This is a genomic window from Mesorhizobium waimense (assembly GCF_003601975.1).
Lineage (GTDB): Bacteria > Pseudomonadota > Alphaproteobacteria > Rhizobiales > Rhizobiaceae > Mesorhizobium > Mesorhizobium waimense.
The window spans coordinates 1-14706 of sequence record NZ_QZWZ01000012.1; the positions used below are offsets into that span (position 1 = coordinate 1).

Here is a 14706-nt window from a genome sequence, read left to right on the forward strand (position 1 = left end):
GTGGGGACTCGACCGGGCTTTCTCGTCGCGACCTAGCGGACGCTGGCGACCGCGTCCTCGCGGCCGTCGTTGATCGTCACCCAAACGCCCGAATTCTCCGTCGATTGGCGCTTTAGGTAGGTGTAGTCGGTGTCGGTCCAGGCCAGCACCTTGAGCTGCAGATTGTCGAGGATGAACTCGCCGAGGCTGGTGCGCACGGTGAGCACCGCATGGCCGTCACCGTTCGGCTGGCGCGCCACCGTCATCAGGAGATCGCCGGCCGGGACGCCGGCATCCATCAGCTCGCGGCGCTTCTCCAGCGCGTAGTCCTCGCAGTCGCCAAAGCCACTGTCGGGATAGGACCAGACCTCTTCCTTGCCCCACATTTCCATGTCGGTGCGCGGCGTGATCCTGGTGTTGACCGAATTGTTGATACTGACGATCTTCGCCCAGAGCTTGCGGGTCAGTTCGATCGGTGCCTGCTTCGGCGTCCTTTCGGTGCATTCCCCTGGAAGCTTCTGGCAGAACTCGTAGTGGCCGACCGGCTGCGTGGTGCGGCCGCCCGTGTGCATGAAAACCGGCCCTGCATAGGCTGTAGCCAAAGCGGAAAGCTGCATCGCCATTGCCATGAGCAACAGCTCGCCCCTCGTCTTCTTCATTGTTTTAGTCTCCCCGTTTGAGGAGACATTGTCACAGGCGGATTTATTTGACGCAAAAACCCGAAGTAGACATTGAGTAAAACGCCAATAGAATAAACATAAAATTTGAATTAGCTTGATCTAAAATTGCTCTGACCTTCTCCGAGGCCAGATTTTGTCAGCGTGGCGCGGTGTCTCAGTGCGGGTCAGGCACTGGTCATTTTGGCCGCGGGCGTCAGTGCGAACAACAAAAAACCGGCCGCAAATGGGCCGGTTCAATGGTCTGGCGTATCGCCGTCCGTCAGGAGCGTGGCGCGTTGAATTCGGAGTCCAGGGTTTCCGGACGCTGGATGACGGCGAATTCGACGGCGACGCCGTCCTCGAAGTGACGCACCACCTGGCCGCGCATCGTGCCCAGCATGACCTGGATGCCGATCGCCGGCTTGACGTCGATCTCGATTGCCGCGCCCGACAGCGACAGGTCGATGATGCGGCATTGGTATTGGCGTCCGTCGGTAAGCTGGAGCACGCTCATCGGATTGCGCGGCGCGACGCGCTCGTGGCGGCGGTCTTCCGGCAGGTCGAGCTCGTGCTTGTTGGCGAGCCAGGTCAGCTGCGCGGCGAGCTTGTCCTTCTTGCGCTCCGAGGCAATGACCGTCATCGCGAAGCCGTCCTGCGAGGTGCGGGTGACGACGCCTTCGATGCGGCCGATGTGGTCGATATAGGCGATGACTTTTTCGCCGGGCATGCCGATGCGCTCGGTGCGCAACGCGACATTGCCAGGCGACATGTCGATCACCTGGCACGGGTGCTCGGTGCGGTCTTCCAGCATGAAGCGCCCATAGATCTTGACCTGGACGCGCTGAAAGTTACGCCTTTCGGCGCGGGACGGCGCGTAGTCGACCGCCGCTGACCTCATGACTGCCTACACCCCGTTGGCATTCCGCGCGTCGATGCGAGGAATTTCACCCGGAAAAGTACAGCCATGCAGGTTAACAAAGAAGAAAAGTCCGTCGTCAGCCTTAAGATACGACTTCAGATTTGAACTATTCCCCACGCCCGCCGTCGAACACCACGAGATGGCGGATGCGGCGCGCGCGGCCGAGCGCCGAAATCGTTTCGGGCGGGTCGTATTCGGACGGAACGAGCGAGGGAACGCTGATCGCCGGCCGGTTCTTCAGGAACATCGGCTCCTTGTCCGGATCGACGACTCGGATCGAATCGATCAGTGCATCGGTGATCGGATCGGCACCCAGCCAGAACGGCCTTTCGGCGGCGCTGATGACGCCCAGGCAGCGCGGACTTTCGACGCCGCCGTCGAGCGGCAGGGCAAGCAGTTCGAATTTGTTGGAACGGCCGTTGCGGCTGAACCCCTCATAGGTGATGAGCACCACCGACTTCTGGTCGAAGACGCCGTGAACCAGCCGCGCAACGAGCCGCTGGTCCTTCTCGCGCCACAGGGAGGGGAAGGAGAACCCCTTGAGTTCGCGGCCATATCCGGCGCAAAGCCTGGTGCCGGCAAGCCGGAACACCGCTTCGCCGCGCGTATCCCTTTCGAGGATGAACGTGTCGGCAAGCAGCGATTTGATGTCGGCGGGCTCCACTTCCGAACGCTTCGGGGCGGGGCGCCCATCACGCAGCCGGTTCCAATAATGGAACAGCGTGATTGATCCGTTCTGGTTCATTTTGTGCTCTTCCGCGCAATCTGTCTTTTCATGTCCCATCGGCGAACAGACAGGGCGCCCTCCGATGACTACATGCGTTGCGTTGCAGGATGCGTGCCAGCATCGTTAACACTTGTTCACGGGTCGGGACCGTTAAGGTTAACAAGTGGTTTACGTTGCTGTCCGACGGTCGCTGTGGCACATAAAAACCACTCCAAAAACGGTCGTTTCGCAACGATCGGCAGCACTTCAGTCAAGAGTTCAGGGGAGCAGGGGACTCGACCAGCCGTTCAAGGGGGGACCTTGAACGGCTTCTTTTTTGATTCGCGCCGGATGATTCGTTCCGGCGATTCGCCGTTGATGCTCCGTCCGCCCAATGATCACCGCGTGATCACTCCTTTGACTGCGGCGCGGTCGCATTCCTGCCCTGTACGGCCGCTATGCGGATGGCCTGCCCGGGCAGCGCCAGCTCCAGCGCTGGCATCGGCCGGTCGAAACGTTCGGTGAATGGCCACAACGCCCCCCCCGGCAGCCATCGTGGCAACATGTCCGTGCGAAACCAGCAAGGGCAGCAGCATCAATGCCCAGCATGAGCCGACGCACCAGACGCCATGCGTCAAGCATTGATGTAAAAGTAAAGTCTCCGTTGCTTTAGAAATATTTTGCTATGTGAGTAATTTCACAGGCCGAAGGGAATCGATCAGTTAGTATGGCTGCGGACACCAGACAAGCATCGAAAAATGCTTGTAATGCCGCCGAATTTTCAAATTCGAAATAAGTGGACGCCTCCACAAAACAATCGTCGAACACGGTCCCGGCATCTGCTTCGGCAAGGCGGCCGGAATCGACCCGGTCCGCCATGGTTGGCGTCCGCCCTTAGCAGTGCAAAGCAGCTTGAAACCATAGACGGGAGGACATCATGGCCAATCAGGACATCGCAGAAACCATCGCGTCGGTCGGCTACGCGAAGGTCATCGTAATGCTGACCCCGGCTGGGCTCGGGCTCGGTCTTGCCGCGGCGCGAGGTGGCGTCGACAGTTCAGCGTCTCGCGCCGCCGAAGCGCAATTGCAGGATCACTTTATCGTCCCCAGCGAAGCACAGCAGGAAAGCCTGGCGCTCGACGCCCGGGCTTCCGCCAGCCGCAGCTTCCGGCGCGCCGTGGATCCGGCCACGCGCCGTATGCGCGTCTATCCTCATCTGGGCCTCGCCACGGGCTTTGTCGATGCAGCCGGCATGGCTGCCCTCGAGACGAGCCCGACTGCGGGGAGCATCGTCAAGGCCCCGGAACTGAGCCTCATCCGGCCGACGAGCATCAGGCCGGCACGGCCCAGGAAAACGCTGAGCTGGGGGCTGCGCCGGCTGGGCGTGGAGGATATGTGGAATGCAGGGTTCGACGGCAAGGGTGTCGTCGTTGGCCATCTCGATACGGGCATCGACGGCGACCATCCGTCGCTCAAGGGGGCCATCTTCGATTTCGCCGAGTTCGATCTTGCAGGCGACAAGGTTCCCGACGCCAAGCCGCATGACAGCGACGAGCACGGCACCCACACGGCCGGCACCATAGTCGGACGGGCGGGAGAGAAGGGTGCCTTCGGCGTTGCGCCGGGAGCGCAGATCGCCAGCGCCATGGTGATCGAAGGCGGCCAGGTGATCGACCGTATTTTGTCCGGGATGGATTGGATCATCGAAAAGAAGTGTCCCATTCTCAGCATGTCGCTGGGCTTGCGGGGCTTTACGCCCGCATTCCAGCAGATCATCAATGCGCTGCGTGCTGGCGGCGTGCTGCCGGTTTTCGCGGTCGGCAATGAAGGGCCGCTGACCAGCCGTTCCCCGGGCAATTATGACAATGTCCTTTCCGTCGGGGCGATGGATCAGGCGGACGCGGTGGCGTCGTTCTCGAGCAGTCAGAAATTCGACCGGCCGGCGGATCCGCTGGTACCCGATCTGGTGGCGCCTGGGGTCGGGATCCTGTCCTGCATCCCAGGCGGAAAGTTTGCCGAAATGGACGGCACGTCCATGGCGACGCCGCATGTCGCGGGGCTGGCGGTGCTGCTCAAGCAGGCAAAGCCGGCAGCGAGCATCGACCAGATCGAGCAGGCGATCATCGGCTCCTGCACATTGCCGGTGGGCATGCAGAAGGCACGCGGCAACCGAGGGCTGCCCGACTTGCGGCGCGCCTTCCAGTTGCTGACGGGTTCGCCTTTGCCAGTGAAAGGCCCGGCAGTCGCAGTGGCTTCGCGGCGGAAGGTTTCGAAAGCAAAGCCGGTCACCAGACACGCGACCAAATCGACCGGCAAGAAAGTTGCTGCTGCCAGAATCTAGACCTTTGCGCGTCCCAAATGATGCGCGGTGCTGCAGTGTGGTAATCCGAAATTCGCATCATCCAAAAAGGGCTGCGAATTTCGGATTCATAGCCGTCGAAGCCGAAACCTGCCGCCTGTCATTTGCGAAATCGGGCCTATATATTGCCGCAGCGAAACCGGAGGCTGGCAAGATGGCCGATGAAAAGGCATCTCAGGATTGGAGCCCGGCGGCGATCAAAGACGAGTTGCAACGTCAGGCGCGCTCGGGCAAGCCGGTGAGTGCGCAGGTTTTCTTCAACGACGACGTCGCCGGCGCAGCATTGCCGGAGACCGTTTCGCGCGTGATCGAGCAGGCCGAAAAAAGCGTGGGAAAGCCTGGCGCGGTGACATTGGGAAAGGTCCGTCCTTCGGCCAACTCCGCATCCGTGAGCGGAGATCCCGACGCCATAGGCGCCATGCTCGAGAGCGCCGAGGTCAAGACCGTATTGCCGAATGTCGTCGACGACATCTTGCCGAAACCGGTCAAGCGAGAGTTGCGCTAGGGCTTCAAGCAGCAACCTGGCGGCGCCCAAGCCTCCCGTGAAAACTGGCGTGCCCGCGGCCATCTGGCCGAGTGGAGGTTCTCGTGGTGCTCGGCAGGGAGGTTTGTCCTGCGGGTGCATTGCGGAGAGAAAAATTCCCACTCAGACCCGCTTTGCTCTAAATGCTCTACATCCGAATCCCTGGAACAGATGTGAATGAGCGAGCCGGCAAGCCCTTCCGAAATCGAACAGCAGGACGAGGCCCCGGAGCCGCGCCGCGAGCCGGTGTTCAACCTGCCGCCCGTGGTGCTGGCGGTGATCGGCATCTGCGTCGCCGTCCATCTGATCCGCGTCTACGGGCTCACCGACGACCAGGATTTTGCCCTGCTGGTGCGGACCGCCTTCGTGCCGATCCGCTATTCCGGCCAGTTCGATCTCGATGTCTACGCGTTCACCAGCCCTTTCACCTATGCCTTCCTGCATGGCGGCTTCGCGCATCTGGCCATCAACATGGTGTGGCTCGCGGCTTTCGGCTCGCCGCTGGCGAACCGGTTCGGCACGTTCTGGTTCTCGCTGTTCTTCGCCGCGACCGGACTGGCGGCGGTGGTGCTGTTTTGGGCCGTGCATCCGCTCGGCCAGGCGCCTCTGGTTGGCGCTTCGGGCGCCATTTCAGGCATGATGGGGGCCGCGGCGCGCTTTGGGTTCCGCATCGACCGCTCTTCGGGCAAGGCCGCCTTTGCCGGTGCGCCGCTGCCGATCGCGGAGGTGCTGCGCTCGCGCGGCGTCATGACTTTTCTCGGCGTCTGGATGGTGATCAATCTCGTCACCGGCCTTATCGGCTTTGCGCCCGGCGTTGACAGCCAGATCGCCTGGGAAGCTCATATTGGCGGCTTTGTCGCCGGCTTCTTCGGCGTGCGCCTTTTCGATCGGCGCCAGCAGGACGTCCACGTAGACGAAGATGACCGCCGCACTTGAAATGCAACCAATCACGGCGCACCATGTTCACCGGAACGTGAATGCCGGTCAGGGCAGGAACCGGCAAGCAAAAGCTGAGGAGGACGCCATGACTGTTAAGGCAATTCTCGAGAAGAAAGGCCATGACGTGTTGACGCTCGGGCCGAACGAAAAGCTGAGCGAAGCTATTCGTATCCTGACCGAACACAGGATTGGCGCGCTGGTCATCACCAATGGCGATCACAAGATCGTCGGCATTCTTTCCGAACGCGACATCGTACGGGTGATCGCCAGGGAAGGAGCGGCAGCACTTGAAATCCCGGTGCGCTCGGCGATGACGCCCAAGGTGAAGATCTGCAATGAGAACCACACCGTCAACGAGGTCATGGAAATCATGACCAAGGGCCGCTTCCGTCATCTGCCGGTGGAACGAGACGGCCTGCTCTACGGCATCGTGTCGATCGGCGACGTGGTCAAACGGCGCATCGAGGACGTCGAGCGCGAGGCCGAGGAAATCAGGGCCTATATCGCCACCGCCTGAGCGGTGAAGGGAAACCGCCGGCCGGAGAAGCCGACCGGCGGAGCCATACGCTACCTGTTGTCGAGTTCGGCGCGGACGAGTTCGAGCCCACGCCGGGTGATGCGGTAGGGACCGCCGCCCGACGAGGAAACCGCCTTTTTCCGTTTCAATTTTCGAAACAGGTCGAGACCGACGCCCGGATAATGCCAGCCGTCGCGGGTCAGGCATTTGACGGAGGCGATGCGCCTTTTCTCGTTCTTTTGGATTTCGATGCGCCCGCCCTGCGCGAGCAGGTGCAGGACGCTGTGGCATTTTTTGATTTGGCGCGCGAAATATCCATGTGAGAGTTTCCGGGAAAAACACAAAAGGCCGCCGCCGCGAGCATGTCGCGGCACGGGGTTTCAGGTTTTCTGCCCTGCCTCGCTACGAGGTCAGGGCCTTACCGGGACTGAGCGTAAGTGGACATCCACTCTCCATTGGGATGAGTGGCCTATAGGCGAAAACGGCTGAAAAGGCCAGCCTGCGGGCTTTGCGCTTGTCTCTTTTGGCGGTTTGCACTAGCGAAGTTGCACATCAAAATATGCGTTTGCGCATATTCCATAGTTCCAATTGCAGGCTCCCATGACCATCATCGATACCCGCACGCCCGACGCCAAACGCCTGATCCCCGGCGCCACCGGCGACTGGGAAATCATCATCGGCCTCGAGGTGCATGCTCAGGTCACTTCGGAGGCAAAACTGTTTTCCGGCGCCTCGACGGTGTTCGGTGCCGCGCCCAATGCCAATGTCAGCCTGGTCGACGCGGCGATGCCGGGCATGCTGCCGGTCATCAACGAGGAATGCGTCAAGCAGGCGATCCGCACAGGCCTGGGCCTCAAGGCCGAGATCAACCACAAGTCTGTCTTCGACCGTAAGAATTATTTCTACCCGGACCTGCCGCAGGGCTACCAGATCTCGCAGTTCAAGCAGCCGATCGTCGGCGAGGGCAAGGTGATCGTCTCGGTCGGCCCTGACAGGCAGGGCGAGTTCGAGGACATCGAGGTCGGCATCGAGCGCCTGCACCTGGAGCAGGATGCCGGCAAGTCGATGCACGACCAGCATCCGACCATGTCCTATGTCGACCTCAACCGCTCGGGCGTGGCGCTGATGGAGATCGTCTCCAAGCCCGACATGCGCTCGGCGGACGAGGCCAAGGCCTATGTCACCAAGCTGCGCACCATTGTGCGCTATCTCGGCACCTGCGACGGCAATATGGACGAAGGCTCGATGCGCGCCGACGTCAACGTCTCGGTGCGCAAGCCCGGCGGCGAATTCGGCACGCGCTGCGAGATCAAGAACGTCAACTCGATCCGCTTCATCGGCCAGGCTATCGATTACGAGGCACGCCGGCAGATCGCCATCCTCGAGGATGGCGGCAAGATCGACCAGGAGACACGGCTGTTCGATCCCAACAAGGGCGAGACGCGCTCGATGCGCTCCAAGGAAGAAGCGCATGACTATCGCTATTTCCCCGATCCCGACCTGCTGCCACTGGAATTCGACCAGGCCTATGTCGACGCCTTGGCGAAAGACCTGCCGGAACTGCCCGACGACAAGAAGACGCGGCTGATCGCTTCGCTGGGGCTGTCGACCTACGACGCCTCGATCCTGGTATCGGAAAAGCCAATTGCCGACTATTTCGAGCAGGTGGCCGCGGGGCGCGACGGCAAGCTCGCCGCCAACTGGGTCATCAACGATTTTTTGGGCGCCCTCAACAAGGCCGGCAAAGATATTGAAAACGCTCCGGTTTCGCCCGATCAGCTGGGTGCCGTCATTGATCTCATCAAGGAAGGCACCATCTCCGGCAAGATCGCCAAGGACCTGTTCGAGATCGTCTGGAACGAGGGCGGCGATCCACGCCAGCTGGTCGAAAGCCGCGGCATGAAACAGGTCACCGACACTGGCGCCATCGAGAAGGCGGTCGATGACGTCATCGCCGCCAATCCGGACAAGGTCGAGCAGGCGCGGGCCAAGCCTACCATGGCCGGCTGGTTCGTCGGCCAGGTGATGAAGGCGACCGGCGGCAAGGCCAACCCGCAGGCGGTCAACGATCTCGTCAAGGCCAAGCTCGGCATCGAGTAGGGCAATGTTCATCCGCACCGCCAGCGAGCGCGATCTTGCCGCGGTGCGGGCCTTGTTGGTCGAGACGTGGCATGCCACCTACGACGCCATCTATGGCGTCGCACGGGTCACCGAAATCACCGACGACTGGCACTCGATCGCGTCGCTGAAGGCGCGGCTGACGCGGCCGAATTCCGAATTCCTGGTGGCCGATGACGGCAAGCGTATCGGCGGCATGGCCTTCGCCGCTGCCACCACGGAGCCGAAAGTCATCCTGTTGAACCAGCTCTACGTGCGTCCGTCCTGCCAGCGGCAGGGAATTGGCCGGGCGCTGCTCGACGAGGTCGAGGCCAGCTTTCCCGAAGCGCATACGCTGCGCCTCGAAGTGGAGGAAGCAAACGTCGCGGCAATCACCTTCTACCGCGCGCAGGGGTTTTCGTCCGTCGGCAAAACCGCTGATTGCGGCGGCGGTTCGGGATTGCCGGCGTTGATCTTCGAGAAGACGATCGGATAGGGCCGACCGCAAAAGCGCTGGTTGCGAAGGCCTTCCGAATCAGGCGGAAGGAATCTCCACATTGTCGATCAGCCTGGTCTTGCCGAGCCAGGCGGCGGCGAGCAGGCGACCGTCGCGGCCGCTCCGCCAGGGGGCTAAAGTCAGGTTTTCGCGCGCGGCAATGTAGTCGACCCGCTGGAAGCCCGCTTCGACAAGGGCGCGTCCGGCCTCATCCGTCGCGCCGGCTTCATCGGCGCCGGCCGCGAGCGCTGTCGCTGTCCGGCGCAGGATCGCGTTGAGTTTTCGCGCGACTTCCAGCTCGGCTTCGCCGAGATAGGCGTTGCGCGACGACATGGCGAGGCCATGCGCGTCGCGCACCGTCGGCGCGCCGATGATTTGCACCGGCAGGTCGAGGTCGCGGCATAGCTGCCTGACGACGCAAAGCTGCTGATAATCCTTTTCGCCGAAGATCGCATAGTCGGGCAAGGCTTGCAGGAAGAGCTTGGCGACGACCGTGGCGACGCCGTCGAAGAAGCTCGGCCTGAAGTCCGATTCGAGACCTGACGAGGGGCCGCCGACCGAGATTTTTGTCGCGAAGCCGGTTGGGTACATCCCGGCAACATCAGGCGTGAAAGCCAGATGCGCGCCGGCTTCCGCCAGCCGCTCGAGATCGCGGGCCAACTGGCGCGGGTATTTGTCGAGGTCTTCGGTGGGGGCGAACTGCGTCGGATTGACGAAGATCGAGACGAGGCAGCGATCGGCCTTTTCGAGCGCGATCCTGACCAGCGAGATGTGGCCGTCATGCAGTGCGCCCATGGTCGGGACCATGGCGATGCGCAGGCCGTCCTGCCGCCAGGCGCGGATTTGTGCGCGCAGGGCGACGACATTGTCGACGACGATCGGCCGGCTCATGCCTTGTCCTTGCCTGAGGTGGACGGGAAGACGTGATCCGGGCCGGGAAATGCGCGGCTGCGCACCTCGGCCGCATAACGGGCCGCCGCATCGGAGACGACACCGCGCAGTTCGGCATATTCCTTGACGAATTTCGGCACGCGGTCGACGGTCAGGCCGACCATGTCGTCGATGACCAGGATCTGGCCGTCGCAGTCGGCGCTGGCGCCGATGCCGATGGTCGGAATGGAGAGGCGCCGCGTGAGCTCGGTGGCGACGGTCTCGACCGTACCCTCGATGACGAGCGAGAACGCGCCGGCTTTTTCCACCGCCTCGCCGTCGCGAAACAGGGCCACCATATTCTCCTCGGTCCGACCCTTGATCTTGTAGCCGCCATCCTTTTCCACCGATTGCGGCTGCAGGCCGATGTGGCCCATGACTGGGATGCCGGCGGCGACAATTGCCGCGATCTGTTCTGCGACATCGATGCCGCCTTCCAGCTTGACCGCCTGACAGCCGGTCTCGTCGATGACCCGCCGTGCCGAGGCTAAGGCCTGCGCCGCTGAAGTCTCATAGCTGCCGGCCGGCATGTCGACCACCACGCAGGCTTTGGCCGAGCCGCGCATCACCGCTTGCCCGTGGGCAATCATCATTTCCAGCGAGGCGCCGAGCGTGGTCTTGTGGCCGTGCAGGACCATGGCGACGCTGTCGCCGACCAGGAGCAGGTCGACATGGTCGTCGAGCAGGCGGGCGACGGGGTAGGTATAGGCGGTCAGGCAGACGATCGGCACGCCGCGCTTGCGGCGGCGAATGTCGTCAGGGCCAATCCGGACATCGGCGGACATTTCTGGGGCCAATCCTCACCTCCCTCAGCCGGCACCGGGCCGGGCGCCCGCTGCCGGGCGAGCCGAGCTTTAGAAAGACAAGCAGTGCTTGGCAAGCCGAGCTTCCGCCAACCGTGCGGCTGCATCGATTTAGCGCACGGCCCATTTGCGTCGCCCGCGCGGCAAAACCCTTGCCTTCGCGAAGGCCTGACGCCATAAGCAGGAAACAGGCGCCGCCGCTGCCGCCGCGAGGATCTGGATGAAAACTTTCCTTCTGCAGTTTTTCACCTGGTGGAACAGCCAGACACTGGGAACCCGCTTCCACACCTGGCGTCACGGCAAGCAGGTCGGGCAGGACGAAGCCGGCAACGTCTACTACGAGGGCGGTGTCGATTCGGAAGGCCGTACCCGCCGCTGGGTCATTTACCGCGACTATTCGGAAGCCTCAGCCATCCCGCCGGGCTGGCACGGCTGGATCCATCACCGCGTCGATACCGCGCCGCCGAGCGAGGACTACCGGCCGCGCGAGTGGCAGAAGCCGCACCAGCCGAACCTCACCGGCAGTGCGGCTGCCTACAGGCCGAAGGGTTCGGTGCTGACCAACCAGCATCGCCCGCAAGTGACCGGCGACTACGACGCCTGGACGCCTGGTTCGTAATCGGCCATCACCGCGCCGATCGGTCCTTTGTCGCCACAATTGACGTTTAGCTGCTTGCTGATCTGAAAACGGCGACTAGCCTTGGCGATCGAAAGAATCACCCGGGCGCAACCACCGGTATCCTTGCATGAGCATCTTCAGCCGAATCTCGATGGGCGGACTGACGGCAGCCGCTCTTGCCGCCTGCACGACGACGTTTGCCGCCGCGCAGACGCCGGCAGCGCCTGTAGCGCCGGCGGTGGCCGAGCGCATCACCAATCCCGTCGCCGAATTCGCCGGCATCGACAAGATCACTGGCCGCATCATCACCTTCGATGTTTATATCGACGAGACTGTGCAGTTCGGCGCTCTGCAGGTGACGCCGCGCATCTGCTATTCGCGGCCGGAGACCGAAGAGCCGAAGACCGATTCCTTCGTCGAGGTCGACGAGATCACGCTGGACCGTAAGATCCGCCGCATCTTCACCGGCTGGATGTTCGCCGAAAGCCCCGGCCTGAACGCCGTGGAGCACGCCGTCTACGACGTCTGGCTGAAGGCCTGCAAGCAGAAGTCGGACGTACCGCCACCCGACGCGGCCAAGAGTGGCGCACCACAGGTCGATACGTCCAAGCCCAAGGCCGCCGCCGCTCCGGCCACGACCGAGCCGGACACCGACAGCACCAACTGATCCCCCATAGCAAGATCCGGGAGGAACCGCTTTGCTTGCCACACGTTGGCAACGAACGACCGCGCAACGTTGCGCATGGAGGATCTTGCGATGTCAGCAACCAAGCACATGACGGTCAGCAAGAAGGTATTGCTGGACCTTGAAAAGGGGTTTTGGAGCGGCGATGCGGCCTATTATGCCGCCAATGCCGATGCCGAATGCCTCGTGGCCTTTCCTGAGATGGCGCAAGCGATCAGCAACGCTGATCTGGCTAAAACCGCCAGCAAACCAAACCGCTGGCGCGATCTCGAGATCGACGTGAAGGGCATGGTCGAGCCGGGCAGCGACATCGTCATGCTGACCTATGAGGCCCACGCCACACGAGAGAACGGCGAAGCCTATGCGGCCTTGGTCAGCACCGGCTATGTGCATCGCGCCGACGGCTGGGAGATGATGTTCCATTCTCAGACGCCGATGGAGACTTCGAAAGGCTGACGAGACAGCCATCAGGGAAAAAAGATCGCCTCGCCCTTCAGTGCGTCGGCCAACATCTTTTCATACTTGCCGCGCGGCACGTCGACAGCGCCGAAGCGTTTGAGGTGATCGGTGGTGAATTGCGTATCAAGCAGCGCGAAGCGGCGCGCCTTCAACCGTTCGACGAGAAAATAAAGGCAGGTCTTGGACGCGTCCGTCTCCTTGGCGAACATGCTCTCGCCGAAGAACACGCGGCCCAGCGAGACGCCGTAGAGGCCGCCGACCAGCCGCTCCTCGCGCCACGCCTCGACCGAATGGCAATGGCCCAGCCGATGCAACTCGACATAGGCTTCACGGATCGGCGCGTTGATCCAGGTCGAGCGGCGCTCCTCGCGCTTTTCGGCGCAGCCGTCGATCGTCGCCTCGAAATCGAAGTCGAAGCGAATGTCGAACGGATGTTTGCGGATCGTCTTCTTCAGGCTCTTCGGCGTGTGGAAGCTGTCGAGCGGAATGATGCCACGCGTCTCCGGCCGCACCCAGAACACTTCAGGGTCGCTGGCGCTTTCGGCCATCGGAAACACGCCGGACGCATAGGCCTTCAGCAAAAGGTCGGTCGGGATGCGATAGCCGGGCGCGTAGGGGCGGGTCATCGCGACATTATAACTTACGAGTTCGCGACCTCATCACCCTTGGCCAGGTATTTCTCCAGCCAGTGGATGTCGTAGTCGCCATTGGCGATATCGGCATTGCCGACCAGGTCGCGGAACAGCGGCAGCGTCGTCTTGATGCCGTCGACGACGAATTCGTCGAGAGCGCGGCGCAGCCGCATCATGCATTCGACGCGGTTGCGGCCGTGCACGATCAGCTTGCCGATCAGGCTGTCGTAGTAGGGCGGGATCTTGTAGCCGGAATAGACGCCGGAATCGACACGGATGCCGAGCCCGCCAGGCGTGTGGAAATGGGTGATCGTGCCGGGCGAGGGCGTGAAGGTGCGCGGGTCCTCGGCATTGATGCGGCATTCGATGGCGTGGCCATTGAACTTGATGTCCTCCTGGCGCACCGAAAGCCCGCCGCCGGATGCGACGCGGATCTGCTCATGCACGAGGTCGATACCGGTGATCGCCTCGGTCACCGGGTGCTCGACCTGCAGGCGGGTGTTCATCTCGATGAAGTAGAACTCGCCGTTCTCGTAGAGGAATTCGATGGTGCCGGCGCCGGAATAGCCGAGATCGGCGACGGCGCTGGCGCAGATGCCGCCGATGCGTGCACGCTCCTCGGCATTGAGTGCCGGGGAATTGGCTTCTTCCCAGACCTTCTGGTGGCGGCGCTGCAAGGAACAGTCGCGCTCGCCGAAATGGACGCCGCGGCCGGCGCCGTCGCCGAACACCTGCAATTCGATATGGCGCGGCTTTTCCAGGTACTTCTCGATGTAGACAGCGTCGTCGCCGAAGGCGGCACCCGCTTCCGAGCGCGCCGTCTGCAGCGCGACCTCGAGATCGGCCTCGGTGCGCGCCACCTTCATGCCGCGCCCTCCGCCGCCGGCCGACGCCTTGATGATCACGGGATAGCCGATCCCCGCGGCAATGCGCTTGGCTTCCTTCTCTTCCGTGACCGCGCCGTCGGAGCCGGGCACGACCGGGATGCCGAGACGCTTTGCGGTGCGCTTAGCTTCGATCTTGTCGCCCATGATGCGGATATGATCGCCCGACGGGCCGATGAAGGTGATGTTGTGGGCGGCGAGGATGTCGGCGAATTTGGCGTTCTCCGACAGGAAGCCATAGCCCGGATGCACGGCATCGGCGCCGGTGATCTCGCAGGCGGCGACAATCTGGTGGATGTTGAGATAGCTGTCGCGCGATGGCGGCGGGCCGATGCAGACGCTCTCGTCGGCGAGCCTGACATGCATGGCGTCGGCGTCGGCGGTCGAATGCACCACCACCGTCTGGATGCCGAGCTCCTTGCAGGCGCGCAGCACCCGGAGGGCGATTTCGCCGCGATTGGCGATGAGGATCTTCTGGAACATTTTTGTCTGTTCCCGGC

The 14706-nt window shown here is 62.5% G+C and carries 19 protein-coding genes; 9 read left to right on the forward strand and 10 right to left on the reverse strand.

Annotation, left to right across the window (positions count from 1 at the left end):
* Positions 1-32: 32 nt before the first annotated feature.
* The 5 genes from D3227_RS16480 to D3227_RS41125 form a co-directional block, all read right to left on the reverse strand.
* The gene (locus D3227_RS16480) at positions 33-638 is read right to left on the reverse strand and encodes a transglutaminase-like cysteine peptidase (protein ID WP_120015166.1); all 606 of its coding nucleotides are present in this window, start codon (positions 636-638) and stop codon (positions 33-35) included.
* 280 nt (positions 639-918) lie between these two features.
* Entirely contained in the window at positions 919-1536 is a 618-nt protein-coding gene (locus D3227_RS16485) for a PilZ domain-containing protein (protein ID WP_120015167.1), read from the reverse strand.
* A gap of 127 nt (positions 1537-1663) precedes the next feature.
* Positions 1664-2302, reverse strand: a complete 639-nt coding sequence (locus tag D3227_RS16490) for a PAS domain-containing protein (RefSeq protein ID WP_120015168.1) — start codon at positions 2300-2302, stop codon at positions 1664-1666.
* 359 nt (positions 2303-2661) lie between these two features.
* Positions 2662-2901, reverse strand: a complete 240-nt coding sequence (locus D3227_RS44300) for a copper chaperone (protein WP_167480726.1) — start codon at positions 2899-2901, stop codon at positions 2662-2664.
* Positions 2902-2932: 31 nt separating this feature from the next.
* Positions 2933-3142 (reverse strand): hypothetical protein, encoded by a 210-nt coding sequence (locus D3227_RS41125; protein ID WP_147377611.1) that lies wholly within the window; start codon positions 3140-3142, stop codon positions 2933-2935.
* Between the two features lie 58 nt (positions 3143-3200).
* Here D3227_RS41125 and D3227_RS16500 point away from each other — a divergent pair, with 58 nt between their 5' ends.
* From D3227_RS16500 to D3227_RS16515, 4 genes are all read left to right on the forward strand, one after another.
* Complete coding sequence (locus D3227_RS16500) at positions 3201-4604, forward strand: S8 family peptidase (protein ID WP_120015170.1); 1404 nt, start codon at positions 3201-3203, stop codon at positions 4602-4604.
* 172 nt (positions 4605-4776) lie between these two features.
* A complete protein-coding gene (locus tag D3227_RS16505; RefSeq protein ID WP_147377612.1) occupies positions 4777-5127 on the forward strand; it encodes a hypothetical protein in 351 nt (116 codons plus the stop codon).
* Between the two features lie 195 nt (positions 5128-5322).
* Positions 5323-6081, forward strand: a complete 759-nt coding sequence (locus D3227_RS16510) for a rhomboid family intramembrane serine protease (protein ID WP_120015172.1) — start codon at positions 5323-5325, stop codon at positions 6079-6081.
* Between the two features lie 88 nt (positions 6082-6169).
* Positions 6170-6601 carry a CBS domain-containing protein gene (locus D3227_RS16515; RefSeq protein ID WP_006200834.1) on the forward strand — a complete coding sequence of 144 codons (432 nt, stop codon included), beginning with the start codon at positions 6170-6172 and terminating at the stop codon, positions 6599-6601.
* Positions 6602-6651: 50 nt separating this feature from the next.
* Here the strand turns inward: D3227_RS16515 and D3227_RS16520 are convergent, their stop codons facing one another.
* A complete protein-coding gene (locus D3227_RS16520) occupies positions 6652-6900 on the reverse strand; it encodes a YjhX family toxin (protein ID WP_120015334.1) in 249 nt (82 codons plus the stop codon).
* A gap of 301 nt (positions 6901-7201) precedes the next feature.
* Here D3227_RS16520 and gatB point away from each other — a divergent pair, with 301 nt between their 5' ends.
* Together gatB and D3227_RS16530 are read left to right on the forward strand one after the other, a co-directional pair.
* A complete protein-coding gene (gatB, locus tag D3227_RS16525; RefSeq protein WP_120015173.1) occupies positions 7202-8701 on the forward strand; it encodes an Asp-tRNA(Asn)/Glu-tRNA(Gln) amidotransferase subunit GatB in 1500 nt (499 codons plus the stop codon).
* 4 nt (positions 8702-8705) lie between these two features.
* Positions 8706-9194 (forward strand): GNAT family N-acetyltransferase, encoded by a 489-nt coding sequence (locus D3227_RS16530; protein WP_120015174.1) that lies wholly within the window; start codon positions 8706-8708, stop codon positions 9192-9194.
* A 39-nt stretch (positions 9195-9233) separates the two neighbouring features.
* On the opposite strand, the gene panC is transcribed toward D3227_RS16530, so the two are convergent.
* Both panC and panB read right to left on the reverse strand, forming a co-directional pair.
* Positions 9234-10085, reverse strand: coding sequence for a pantoate--beta-alanine ligase (gene panC / locus D3227_RS16535; protein WP_120015175.1), 852 nt, complete (start codon positions 10083-10085; stop codon positions 9234-9236).
* Positions 10082-10909, reverse strand: coding sequence for a 3-methyl-2-oxobutanoate hydroxymethyltransferase (gene panB, locus D3227_RS16540; protein WP_245451777.1), 828 nt, complete (start codon positions 10907-10909; stop codon positions 10082-10084). Before panB ends, panC begins: the two co-directional genes overlap by 4 nt.
* Before the next feature lie 238 nt (positions 10910-11147).
* On the opposite strand from panB, the gene D3227_RS16545 reads away from it, so the two are divergent.
* The 3 genes from D3227_RS16545 to D3227_RS16555 all read left to right on the forward strand — a co-directional run bounded on the left by D3227_RS16545 (position 11148) and on the right by D3227_RS16555 (position 12687).
* Complete coding sequence (locus D3227_RS16545) at positions 11148-11546, forward strand: NADH:ubiquinone oxidoreductase subunit NDUFA12 (RefSeq protein ID WP_120015177.1); 399 nt, start codon at positions 11148-11150, stop codon at positions 11544-11546.
* 127 nt (positions 11547-11673) lie between these two features.
* Positions 11674-12213, forward strand: a complete 540-nt coding sequence (locus D3227_RS16550) for a DUF2155 domain-containing protein (RefSeq protein WP_120015178.1) — start codon at positions 11674-11676, stop codon at positions 12211-12213.
* Positions 12214-12288: 75 nt separating this feature from the next.
* The gene (locus D3227_RS16555; protein WP_425374514.1) at positions 12289-12687 is read left to right on the forward strand and encodes a hypothetical protein; all 399 of its coding nucleotides are present in this window, start codon (positions 12289-12291) and stop codon (positions 12685-12687) included.
* 11 nt (positions 12688-12698) lie between these two features.
* On the opposite strand, the gene aat is transcribed toward D3227_RS16555, so the two are convergent.
* Together aat and accC are read right to left on the reverse strand one after the other, a co-directional pair.
* Positions 12699-13316: a leucyl/phenylalanyl-tRNA--protein transferase gene (aat, locus tag D3227_RS16560; protein ID WP_120015179.1), complete on the reverse strand. Its 618-nt coding sequence runs from the start codon at positions 13314-13316 to the stop codon at positions 12699-12701.
* Positions 13317-13330: 14 nt separating this feature from the next.
* Positions 13331-14689: an acetyl-CoA carboxylase biotin carboxylase subunit gene (accC, locus tag D3227_RS16565; protein ID WP_120015180.1), complete on the reverse strand. Its 1359-nt coding sequence runs from the start codon at positions 14687-14689 to the stop codon at positions 13331-13333.
* Positions 14690-14706 lie beyond the last annotated feature (17 nt).